8 protein-coding genes are annotated in these 11,037 nt (G+C 72.3%); 1 reads left to right on the top strand and 7 read right to left on the bottom strand.

From position 1 onward, the window contains the following. Positions 1-126: 126 nt before the first annotated feature. Entirely contained in the window at positions 127-678 is a 552-nt protein-coding gene (locus SCAB_RS40065; RefSeq protein ID WP_013005767.1) for a hypothetical protein, read from the bottom strand. A 185-nt stretch (positions 679-863) separates the two neighbouring features. Further along, the gene (locus SCAB_RS40070) at positions 864-1,823 is read right to left on the bottom strand and encodes a fibronectin type III domain-containing protein (RefSeq protein ID WP_013005768.1); all 960 of its coding nucleotides are present in this window, start codon (positions 1,821-1,823) and stop codon (positions 864-866) included. A 429-nt stretch (positions 1,824-2,252) separates the two neighbouring features. Here SCAB_RS40070 and SCAB_RS40075 point away from each other — a divergent pair, with 429 nt between their 5' ends. Continuing rightward, a complete protein-coding gene (locus SCAB_RS40075) occupies positions 2,253-2,981 on the top strand; it encodes a glycoside hydrolase family 75 protein (protein WP_037728678.1) in 729 nt (242 codons plus the stop codon). Positions 2,982-3,071: 90 nt separating this feature from the next. Here SCAB_RS40075 and dhaM read toward each other — a convergent pair whose 3' ends face one another. From dhaM to SCAB_RS40105, 5 genes are all read right to left on the bottom strand, one after another. Next, complete coding sequence (gene dhaM / locus SCAB_RS40080) at positions 3,072-3,482, bottom strand: dihydroxyacetone kinase phosphoryl donor subunit DhaM (RefSeq protein ID WP_013005770.1); 411 nt, start codon at positions 3,480-3,482, stop codon at positions 3,072-3,074. Next, complete coding sequence (dhaL, locus tag SCAB_RS40085; RefSeq protein WP_013005771.1) at positions 3,475-4,092, bottom strand: dihydroxyacetone kinase subunit DhaL; 618 nt, start codon at positions 4,090-4,092, stop codon at positions 3,475-3,477. The genes dhaM and dhaL overlap by 8 nt, the downstream gene beginning before the upstream one ends. Positions 4,093-4,176: 84 nt before the next feature. Further along, positions 4,177-5,169 (bottom strand): dihydroxyacetone kinase subunit DhaK, encoded by a 993-nt coding sequence (dhaK, locus tag SCAB_RS40090; protein ID WP_013005772.1) that lies wholly within the window; start codon positions 5,167-5,169, stop codon positions 4,177-4,179. A gap of 1,133 nt (positions 5,170-6,302) precedes the next feature. Further along, complete coding sequence (locus SCAB_RS49140) at positions 6,303-9,074, bottom strand: ATP-binding protein (RefSeq protein WP_013005774.1); 2,772 nt, start codon at positions 9,072-9,074, stop codon at positions 6,303-6,305. Between the two features lie 898 nt (positions 9,075-9,972). After that, the gene (locus SCAB_RS40105) at positions 9,973-10,935 is read right to left on the bottom strand and encodes a malonyl transferase (protein ID WP_013005775.1); all 963 of its coding nucleotides are present in this window, start codon (positions 10,933-10,935) and stop codon (positions 9,973-9,975) included. Positions 10,936-11,037: the final 102 nt, after the last annotated feature.

Below are 11,037 nucleotides of genomic sequence, written 5' to 3' on the forward strand. Positions count from 1 at the left end.
CGTTCATGCGGGAGTGATCACGGTATGCGTGGGGGGAATGGGCTGTTCGAGGTCGCGCCGGCCGGGAAGAAGCGGCCGCAAGGCCCTGCCGCTTGCTCGTTACCGACCCACGCGTCTGGCCGGCGGTCAGAGGCGGTGTGGCTTGGCCCGGCGGCGCAGGTACCAGACGGTGGCGCCCGTGCCCAGGGCCACCAGCGCGCCGCCGCCGACGAGGGTGACGGTGCCGTACTCGCGGGTCGCGCCGCCCAGGCCGCCCATGACGCCCCGTGCGGGCGACGCCGGGGCGGAGACGGCGGGGGTGGAGATGGCGGGGGTGGCGGCGGTGACGATGACGGACTGGGTTCCCGCCGTGGTCCCGTCCTTGCACACCGCGATCACGGTGTAGGTGCCCGGGCCCACGTTCGCCCAGGATGCGGCCTGATCGGTGCTCGTGCCGGTGAGGGTCGCCTGGCGCCCCTGGGAGAAGTTCGCCTGCCCGCTGGAGAGCAGCGAGGCGGTACCGAAGGTGCCGTTGGTGCTGTTCGGGCAGTCGTCGGTGGTGACGGTGACCGACGATCCGGTGGTGCTCACCGAGATGCCGGTCGGGGCGGCGGCGGCCGCCGGTGTGGCCAGGGCGATCGGCAGCACCGCGGCGGCCGCGGCCGGGCCGAAGCGGAGGAGTAGCTGAGACGTACGCATGGTCTGCCCTCCAGCGGCACGGTGACGGCACGTCCCTTGCGCCGCCGAGGATCGGGAGACCCGTGCTGCCTCAGGGTGAGCCAACGCGCCGCCCGCCCGGTCCGCACCCGGACGGCCCCCGGGCAGGTGACGCGTTCCGCCGGGCGGGGGACCCGGCGCGCCCGCCCGGCGGCGGTGGGCCCGGCTCAGCCGCCGGTGGTCACCGTCCGCTCGGGTGAGAAGCCGCCCCAGGTCCCGTCCGGGAGTTTCGCGCGGATCCGCACCCGGTACGACACTCCGGACTCCCGGCCCGCGTAGAAACTGTGGGCGGCCCGGCCCCGGGGCGGGGTCCCGCCCCAGACGAGTGTGGTCGCCGGGCGTCCGTCGAGCTGGATCTCGTACTCCGTGATCACCCCGTCGACGCGCGGCGGCCGCCACGACAGCTCGATGGAGTACGCCCCGTCGGCCCGGCGGGTGCCCGCGCGGAACCCGGTGGGGGCGGTGCCCCGCCCGTCGTCCGCCCCCGGCGCGGTGCCGAGCCGCACCGTCCGGCTCACGGGAGAGAGGTTGTCCGCCGCGTCCCGCGCCCGCACGGTGAAGGAGTACCGGGTGCCGGGCCGCAGGCCCGTGACCACGGCCGCCGTCTGCTGCCCGCCCACGCTGTGGATCCGCGAACCGCCCTGGAGGATGTCGTACGACACCACGGCACGGTCGTCCGTCGACGGCCCCCAGGACAGCTGGACCGCCCTGCTCCCGACCGTCCTGCCGTCGAGGCGCTGCGGACGGGTGGGGGAGCGCCGGTCTGCCGTCCCGGCGGCGGGCGTCGTGGCCCGGACCTCCGCACTGGGCGGGCCCAGGTTCCCGGCGGCGTCGCGGGCCCGGACCGTGAACACGTAACCGGTGGAGGGCCGCAGCCGGGTGATGTCGGCCATGTGCGCGCCGCCCGGCACGTCCTTCACCTCGGTGCGGTCCCGGTAGACCACGTACCCGGCGATGCGCGCGTCGCCGGGCGCCCGGTTCCACATGACGTGCACGCTGGTGGCACTGCCCGCCTCGGCGGTGACGCCGGGCGGAGCCGGCGGCGGGCGCAGACCGGGGGCCTCCTCGATCGCGCAGCCCGACACGAGGAGCAGCGCGCCGGAGAGCAGTGAGCCGGAGCGTCGCACGATCCTGCCCCCTCGGTCGTCGAGCCGCGACGGGATTGGTCTGTACCTGACTCATGTATGGCATGACTGGCGCGGCCACATCAAGAGGTGGGTGCGGAGCGGGTCGACCGTCGCCCGTGTCCAGCTCGGCCGACTGTGGCCGCGGTGCGGGCACGGCGGACGGATACGTATGCTGGTGACCTGGCACGGCGTGAACTCGCCTGATTTCCAGGCATGTTCGCGTCGCACGGCGCGGGCCGCTGTCGTCGCCGATCCCGCGCCGACGAGAGCGGCCGAGCGGCCGGGACCGAATCGGGGCCCTGGCCCTCGGCCGCGCACCCCTGCACGGCGCGCCGTGATCCGTCCGGCCCCCTCCCGGTGGCCGACCTCTCCGCCCCCCACCACCTTTGGGTGAGTGTCCGTCATGTCCCCCAGGAGAGGGTCCTCATCGTGCGTCTCCGCTCGTTGACGCTGGCCGCCGTCGGCGCCGTACTGCTGGCTCCCGTCGGCCTGCCCGCCCTGGCCCACCCGCAGCGTCCCGTGCACCGGGAGGGCGAGGTGACCGCCGCCCGGCTGCTGGCCAAGGCGCGTGGCTGCGTCCGGGTGTCCGAGGGGCTCTACAGCAGTGACGCGGGCACCCCGGCCGCCATCCCGGTGTGCGGTGTCGACGGCGCGGTGTTCTGGAAGGCCGACATGGACATCGACTGCGACGGCCGGCCGAGCCCGCACTGCAACAGCGACACCGACCCGTGGTTCCAGCCCACCACGTCGTTCCTCCAGTCCGACGGCCGGTACCTGCGCTCCGAGAGCCTGCCCTTCGTGGTCGTTCCGGTCGCGAGCCGGATCTGGGACCACCGGGTCCACGGCATCAGGGGCGGTTCGGTCGCCGCCGTCGTGTACAAGGACCGCGTCCAGTACGCCGTCGTCGGCGACACCGGGCCCCGGAACATCATCGGCGAGGCCTCGTACGCCACGGCGAAGGCGCTCGGCATCCGGCCCGACCCGCGCACCGGCGGCACCGCGTCCGGCGTCACCTACATCCTCTTCGAGGACTCCAGGGTCACCCCGATCGAGGACCACGACGCGGCGGTCCGCCTGGGGGAGAAGCTGGCGCGGGCGTGGGTCGGAGAACCGGCACTGCGCAGGGGGCCGGCGATGCGGGGCGGGGCCGCGAACTGACCGGCACGGTCCGAGGCCGGACCGGTACGGTCCGGGGCCCGCCACCGAGCGGTGGCGGGCCCCGGACCGTGCGCCGGATTCCCCGGAGGTTCACTGCTTGCGGTACGTGTACGCCTCCGAGGCCGCGGCCGCCACCGCCGCGAGGTCCGCGCCCGTCGAGGCCGTCACGACCGCGGCGACCGCGCCCTCCACGAACGGGGCGTCGACCAGCAGGGTGTCCGCGGGAAGTTCGTCGCCCTCGGCGAGCAGGGCCTTCACGGTGAGCACCGCGCTCCCGAGATCGACGAGGACCGCGACCCCCGCGCCCCGGTCGACGGAGGCGGCCGCCTCCGAGATGCGCTCGGCGCTGGTCCCCAGGCCGCCGTCCCCGGTGCCGCCGGCCGGTGCGACCGGCACGTCGGCACCCGCGCCGGCCAGCCCCCGCGCCAGCTCGGCGACCGAGGCGGCGACGGCGGCGCTGTGCGACACCAGCACGATGCCGACCTGCCCGGCGTCAGACATCGGTGGCCTCCGGGGTCCCGGCCGTGGCGGCGAGCGCGGCGATCAGCAGCGCGGCGGACGTGGCACCGGGGTCCTGATGGCCGATGCTCCGCTCACCCAGATAGCTGGCCCGGCCCTTGCGGGCCTGCAACGGCGTGGTCGCCGCCGCCCCCGCCTCGGCGGCGGCCCGTGCCGCGCCGAACGACTCGGCGAGCGCGTCGACCGCCGGGACCAGCGCGTCCACCATGGTCTTGTCGCCGGGCGCGGCCCCGCCCAGCGCCCGCACCGCGTCGACCCCGGCCCGCAGCGCGTCCGCCAGCTGGGCCTCGCTCACCTCACCCGCCTCGCCGAGTGCCTTGCCGGTGCGGCGCAGCAGGGTGCCGTACAGCGGGCCGGAGGCACCGCCGACGGTCGAGATCAGCTGCCGTCCGGCCAGCACGAGGACGGCGCCCGGTGTGTCGGGCGCGTCCTTCTCCAGGACGGCCACCACGGCGGTGAACCCGCGGCGCAGGTTGCTGCCGTGGTCGGCGTCCCCGATCGGCGAGTCGAGCGCCGTGAGCCGATCGGCCTCACGGTCCACCGAGGCCGCGGTGGCCGTCATCCAACGACGGAAGAAATCGGCGTCGAGCACGGAATCTCCTTGCGTGGTACGTGAGTTGACTGACGGTGAGGCATGGGGCGGGCCGCCGCCCGGGCCGGGCGGCCTCGCATTCCCTCACACGCCCCAGCGCAGCCCCGGTGTCCGCACCGGCGCGTCGTACAGCCGCAGCAGCTCCTCGTCGACCTGGCACAGCGTCACCGAGGCGCCGGCCATGTCGAGCGAGGTGACGTAGTTGCCGACGAGGGTGCGGGCCACGGCCACCCCGCGTTCGACGAGCACGCGCTGCACCTCCGCGTTGAAGCCGTACAGCTCCAGCAGCGGAGTGGCACCCATGCCGTTGACCAGCAGCAGAACCGGGTTGCGCGGGCTCATGTCGTCGAGGATCGCGTTCACCGCGAAGTCGGCGATCTCGCGCGAGGTCATCATCGCGCGCCGTTCGCGTCCCGGCTCGCCGTGGATGCCCACGCCCAACTCCAGTTCCCCGGCGGGGAGATCGAAGGTGGGGCTGCCCTTGGCCGGTGTGGAGCAGGCGCTGAGGGCCACTCCGAAACTGCGGGAGTTCTCGTTGACCTGCCGGGCCAGTGCCTCGACCCGCTCCAGCGGCTGGCCCTCCTCGGCGGCGGCCCCCGCGATCTTCTCCACGAACAGGGTCGCGCCGGTGCCGCGCCGCCCGGCGGTGTAGAGGCTGTCGGTGACGGCCACGTCGTCGTCGACGAGCACCTTGGCGATCTGGATGCCCTCGTCCTCGGCGAGCTCGGCGGCCATGTCGAAGTTGAGGACGTCGCCGGTGTAGTTCTTCACGATGAACAGCACTCCGGCCCCGCTGTCCACGGCGGCCGCCGCCCGCACCATCTGGTCCGGCACGGGCGAGGTGAACACCTCACCGGGACACGCCGCCGACAGCATCCCCGGCCCCACGAAACCGCCGTGCAACGGTTCGTGTCCCGAGCCGCCCCCGGAGACCAGCCCCACCCTCCCGGCCACCGGCGCGTCCCGCCGCACCACCACCCGGTTCTCCACGTCCACGGTCAACTCCGGGTGCGCGGCCGCCATGCCCCGCAACGCGTCGGCGACAACGCTCTCCGCGACGTTGATGAGCATCTTCACTGGTGCCTCCTGTAGACGTTATCTGACAAGCTGCTTACCTGAGTTCCTGCTGTTCAGTGCAGGTTTGGTCAAATTGTTGATCTTGGCGGTCGGTGGCTGTCGTAGGCGGGCTCCGGCGGTACCGATGCTGACTTGACGTCGATTCCGGTGACGACCCGTCAGGTATTCACAGTGGTAGCGGTCGAGCGGATGCCGACGGGCGCGCCTCCGCTGGAAGTATCGACCTTGCGGCGGCGAAGGTCACGTGCCCGAGCGTTCCCAGGCGTGCCAGGGACCGATTGCAGTACACGTCCTTCGCGTTCGCCGTGCACCATCCGGAGGCCGGCATCGACGCCTCGATCGGCACCGTCGGGGACGCTCTGGACAACGCTCTCACGCAATCCCGGATCGGCCTCTGAGAAGTCGAGTTGATCTGACACACGTGATCTTGATGTGTCCTGCGCAGAGAAGTCGGTCGCGGGTGCGTGGGAACCGCTCATGGGTGGGGCACTCGATGCGGTTGCAGTCTTCTGGGCCGGCCAGGGCGCGGACCTCGTCGCTCTCGTTGTCGGCGGGTCCGATGTCTGAACGGTGTCTCGTGGCGGCCGCGGGCGGGTTCAGCGTGGGGCGGCAATCGTCCGGTGGCTCGAGCCGGCGTGGTGCACGTTTTCCTCGCACGCGGCCGGTTCCCCTCGTTCGAAGACATGCGCGACCACGTCGATGCGGGGTGGTCGCGGATGTGTCGAAGCGCTCCACGCCCACGACGACGGTCATCTCGCGCCGGTCGTCCCCGATGTGCTCCTTCGAGGGGCCTCGTACGCCGACCAGTGGCTGCCACAAGTGGAGTCGACCGAGCCGGCAGACGCCGCGATCTGCGTGGGAGCCGTACGCCTTGTCGGCGCGGGTGGAGCCGTCACCGAGCCTGACCGGCACCGTGCCGTCCCGCAGTCTGTCCTGCCACGGTGCGGCCCGGTCCATGAGACGCTGCTGCCGCTCGACGCCTTGTGTTGCCGGCCGAAGACGATCGATGCCCCGGCAGCGGGCCAGGGGCCGGGTGACGGGTCGACCGCAGGCGCCGTGGTGATGCGCCGCGACGGGCGTAAGGGGGCGCCGCGACACTGGGCGGCGCCCGTCAGGAACGGCGGCGCGGTCTCTCAGATGGATCCGACGGCCAGGGCTTTGAACTCTCTGGGGAGTTCCGCGCGCCTGGTGACGTTGAGCTTGCGGTAGACGCGGGTCAGGTGCTGTTCCACCGTGCTGATGGTGACGCACAGCTGGTCGGCGATCTCGCGGTTGGAGTTGCCCAGGGCGGCCAGGGACGCGACCCGTCGCTCCGCCGCGCTGAGGGGGTCGCGCGGAAGGGTGACCGGGTCGGGCGGTGCCCCCTCCCTGCCGCGCGGCGACTGGGAGGGCTGCAGACGTTCGGCGCCGCACACATCGGCCAGGTGCAGCGCCTGGTACAGCGCGCGCCGTGCCAGTTCCGCCTCCCCGATCGCGCGCTGCGCGGAACTCAACGCCGCCAGTGCCCGGGCCAGTTCCAGCCTGTCCCCGGTGAGCCGTAAGACACCGACCGCCTCCAGCAGCAGGCTCGCCCGGCGTCGCGGTTCGGCGATCTCGGCGAGCAGGCACATGGCGACGCCGCGACTGCGGGATTTGGCACTGCCGGGGCGGGCCAGCTCCGCATCCGCGAGCCGGCGGACCTGGTCCCGCTGCCCGAGGCGCAGATGCGCGGCCGCCGCGCCGCTGCGCCAGGGCAGGAAGGCGGGCAGATCCATGTCCCAGGCGCGGGCCTGGTCGCCGCACCGCAGAAAGTCGTCCAGGGCCGCGTGCACCCGGCCCGCGGCCAGGTGGTGATGGCCCCGGGCGTAGAGATACTGCAGGCCGTACCGTGACTCGGAGATCGCCTCCGGTACCGAGTGCCGCAGGTACTCCTCGGTGACGTCGTCCGCCCCCATGGCGGTGGCGGCCAGGACGAGCGTGCTCAGCGGCGCACCGACGGCGACTCCCCAACTGCGGGGCGACAGGTGGGTCATGGCGGAGCGGGCGAGGGCGCAGGCCTCGGGCAGATCGCCCTGTCGCAGGGCCAGTTCGGCGCGGATCGCGGTGAGCTTCGCCTGCCAGGTGGGCGCCTGCCGGGCGGTCGCCTCCTGCAGGAGCTTGGCCGACCAGACGGAGGCCTGGCCGAGCCGGTCCGCGTAGACGAGCGCGAGCAGCGCGGACTCCAGCGCGTACAGACTGGTGTCGTCCAGAGGGCAGGAGCGCAGCACCTGTTCGGCGCTCCTGGCGCTGGACTCGTCGCCGCCGTTGCGCAGTGTCGAGCCGAGGACGGTCTCGGCGAGCAGGAGGGGCCTGGCGGCCGCGGGTTCCCGGCTGTCGCGGATGCCCGGGCCGTCCTCGGCGGGGAGGAGAGGCACCATCACGGGGTAGCGGTTCCGCAGCCACTCCCTGGTTTCCGTGACCTGGCCGTGCGGGCCCGGGACCTTCGGGCCCAGCGCGCGGATCACCTCGGCGGCCTCGTCGAAGCGCCCGTGCCACAGCAGGGCGCGGGAGAGCGGGACGGTCAGACGGGCGGGCAGGACGCCCGTCAGCAGCGCGTCGCACAGCGGCCCCAGACGGGGAGTCACCATGGAGGGGTTCAGCTGCCACTCCAGCCGCACGAGCATCATCGTCGTGAGCGCCTGCTCCCGCGCGTCGTCGGAGCCGGACAGCGCCAGTTCCAGGCACTCCAGGGCGAAGCCGACGTCGCCGCTTCGGCGCGCCTGCTCGGAGGCGTCCATCAGCACGGGAACGGCCCAGCCGGGTGGCACGTGTCGAACGGCGACGAGATGCCGGGCGACCGTGGGGGTCGGAAGTCCTTCGTGGTGGAGTAACTCCGCGACGTCCAGTCGCTGTCGCCGGAGCAGGCCCCAGGGGAAGTCGTCCAGGACGGCCGACCGTGCCGCCGGATGACGGAAACGGTGGCCGGCGACGAGCCCGGCGGCCTCCATGTGCCGCAGCGCGTTCGCCACCGAGGAAGGACCGAGCCGGAGCAGGCGGCCTATGCGGTCGGGGGAGGAGCAGGAGTCCAGTAACGCCATCGTGCGGGCCACGCCGAGGACGTCCGGCTCCCGGCCGTGCAGACAGGCGAGCACCGCCTGTGCGAACTCCTCTCCCGCGGGCGGGACTTCGGACCCGGCGTCGCCGTCACCGTCCGCCTGCCTGTCGCGGTGGTCCCTCAGCAGGGCGTGGACGAGCAGGGGATTGCCTCCGCTGAGGGAGTGGTAGACGGGGCCGAGGGCCTGTGCTTCCTCCGTGCCCAGGGCCTTCGTCGTGAGCTCGGTCGTGCCCTCCGGGGACAGGGGAGCCAACCGGACACGCCGGTAGAAGGGATGGCGGAGCAGTTCGGTGCTCAACAGCGGCAGACCGTGGCGGGCACTGTCCGGGCGGCTGAACACCAGCATCACAGGGGCGGATCTCGTGTGCGGGAGCAGTTGCAGCAGACAGCTCAGGGAAGCGGAGTCGGCGTGTTGGACGTCGTCGACGCAGAGCAGCAGGCCGCCCGCCCCGGCCGCGTCCAGCAGCGCACGGCACAGGCTGCGCGCGACATGGGCCTGCAGGGTGGCCGACTCATGACGGGCGGGCGGATGACCGGAGGCGAAGCTGTCCTCCAGGACGGTCATCTGCGCACGGAGCGGAGCGGGCAGCGAAATGTCCCGGACGAGTTGATGGACGATACCGAACGGGACGTCGCGCTCCTCTTCCCGGCCGACGGCTCGCAGGACCTCGGAACCGGTCGAGGACGCCTCCTCGGCAAAGGCATAGAGCAACTCAGACTTGCCGATGCCTACGGAGCCGCTGACGAGGACGACGTGTCCATTGCCGTGGCGGCTGTCCGCAAGGAATTCGCGTAATGCGGACAGTTCGTCTTTGCGGTCGATCAGTATCATGCGTGTACTCTTTGCAGCACGTCGGAATTCTATTCGTGAACTCACGAGTAGATTGCCGGAGGCCTCGGGTTTCTTTGCAGGGTCTTAGTAGAGCCCCTGGGGAGCCGACGAAGCAGTCTGCAGCGGAGTGACATTCGCGACTCCGTCGGACGGTCATTTCGAGCCGGTGTCGTAAACGCGGTGCCTGGTCGCGTTCGAGGATGTCGGGGAGGGGCGGGTCTTCGTGCGGCACGGCCGGTCGAACCTGTCCTACGGTGCCGTATTCCACCGCCGTTGACCAGTCCTCTTTGCGTACGGCATTCATTGTCGTCTGCGGGTAAATCGGAACATACGGCGTGAGTTCGGCGTTCCGCTCGGCCGGGCGGGCCCGCCGCGTGGCCGAAGGTGTTGCCGTAGCCGCGACCGCGGATGCCGTCGTCCATCGCGGCCTCGACGTCCCGGTACGTGTCCGGGCTCGACTGCGTGACACGCAGCCGCACCCCCGGCAGACGGGGTGCTGTACCCGGCGGCGTCCGCCGGTCGGCAGGTCCGGACGAGTCGCTCGACCCGGCGCGGGTCCATGCCGACGAGGGTCGTGCCGGTCGTGCCGCCGGTGTCCCGGGCGCGGTCGGTCGGCGGGCGCGGCACGTCGAGCGGCAGCGGGTCCGCCGGGTCCAGGGAGCGCAGGACGTCCACCGGAAACGGGCCGAACACCGTGAGCTGCCCATAGCGGGTGATGTCCCGCGCGTCGACGTCGAGTCGGGCGGAGCACCGCAGCCGTACGCGCTGCATGTCTCCGGGTGGAAGTGTCGCGCCACCACCTTCCGTGTCCACGCGTCGAGGTCGGTTTCGAGCCAGTCTTCGATCAGCGTGTCGCGCTCCGCGCCCCGCACGGCGGGCGACACGTCGGCCGCCGCGCTCACCGGGCCGGCGCCGGCGAAACGTCTATGCCGAACTCGTACACACTGGTCAGCACCTGCTGGATGTGCTCCGGCTTGTCGACGTGCACCACCGGGAACGGGAACCTGAGGATGCCGTCCGGGATCGAGCCGCCCATGACGAGGCCGAGGCGCACGCCCTGGTCCTTCATCTCGTCGCCGACGTCCACCAGGCTGATCGGGTCCGTGGCGTTCCGGTCGAACAGATCCCGTACATCCTCCGCCGTGGTCAGGGTCTTGCGCTCCAGGCAGGAGGCCAGCGGCAGTTCGGGCGCCTTGAACGGCATCGCGTCGATGTAAGGCGCCATGAACGCGCGGAAGTGACCGCGCAGCGGCGAGTGCACGGCGATCGGCCGGTCCGGCAAGGGGGCGACGGTGCCCGGCGGAAGAGCGGCCGTCAGCGTGTCCAGTGCCTTCCGCTCGCCCGACAGCATCAGGATCCGCATCGCCCCGTCGGCCGTCGGCCCCAGGTCCCCGGACAGATGCACCCCGGCCCGGCCCTCGCCCCGGTACGCCGCCATCAGGTCGCCCTCGGCCGGCGCCAATGCCAGCGCGAGGCCCTGCTCCGGCTCCTCTGCGGACAGTTCGGGTGTGTGACGGGCGTGCGCCAGCATCTCGAACAGTTCCCGCCGCCCGATCGAGCCCGCCAGGCAGCTCGCCGTCAGGGCGCCGAGGCTCAGCCCGCCCAGCACCGCCGGGCTCAGCCCGCGTTCCGCCAGTACGTCGTGGACGCCGAGGGCGAGTGCCGCCTCGCGGATCGTCCCGGCGCTCTCCCGCTCCTCCTGGGGCTCCGGCAGCTCCTCCTCCAGGATCTGACCCACCGTGAGACCCGTCCACCCCGAGACCTGCTCGTACAGGTCCCGCATCACGGGATGGGCCCTGTACATCTCCGGACCGTGCACATCCGCGCCGACTCCGCCGCCGAACAGAAGGCCCAATGTCATGGCCGACTCCCGTGTATCTCGAACGAAAAGGCGTGAACAGGACCTGGTGCTCTCAGTGTGCCAACTGCGCGACAAGGCCTTCGAGACCACTGATGCGCAGCT

This window comes from Streptomyces scabiei 87.22 (assembly GCF_000091305.1).
Taxonomy (GTDB): Bacteria; Actinomycetota; Actinomycetes; order Streptomycetales; family Streptomycetaceae; genus Streptomyces; species Streptomyces scabiei.

Coding starts and splice junctions, on each gene's coding strand:
- SCAB_RS40065 (WP_013005767.1), bottom strand. CDS start 678: ATGCGTACGTCTCAGCTACTCCTCCGCTTCGGCCCGGCCGCGGCCGCC.
- dhaM (WP_013005770.1), bottom strand. CDS start 3,482: ATGTCTGACGCCGGGCAGGTCGGCATCGTGCTGGTGTCGCACAGCGCC.
- SCAB_RS49140 (WP_013005774.1), bottom strand. CDS start 9,074: ATGATACTGATCGACCGCAAAGACGAACTGTCCGCATTACGCGAATTC.
- SCAB_RS40105 (WP_013005775.1), bottom strand. CDS start 10,935: ATGACATTGGGCCTTCTGTTCGGCGGCGGAGTCGGCGCGGATGTGCAC.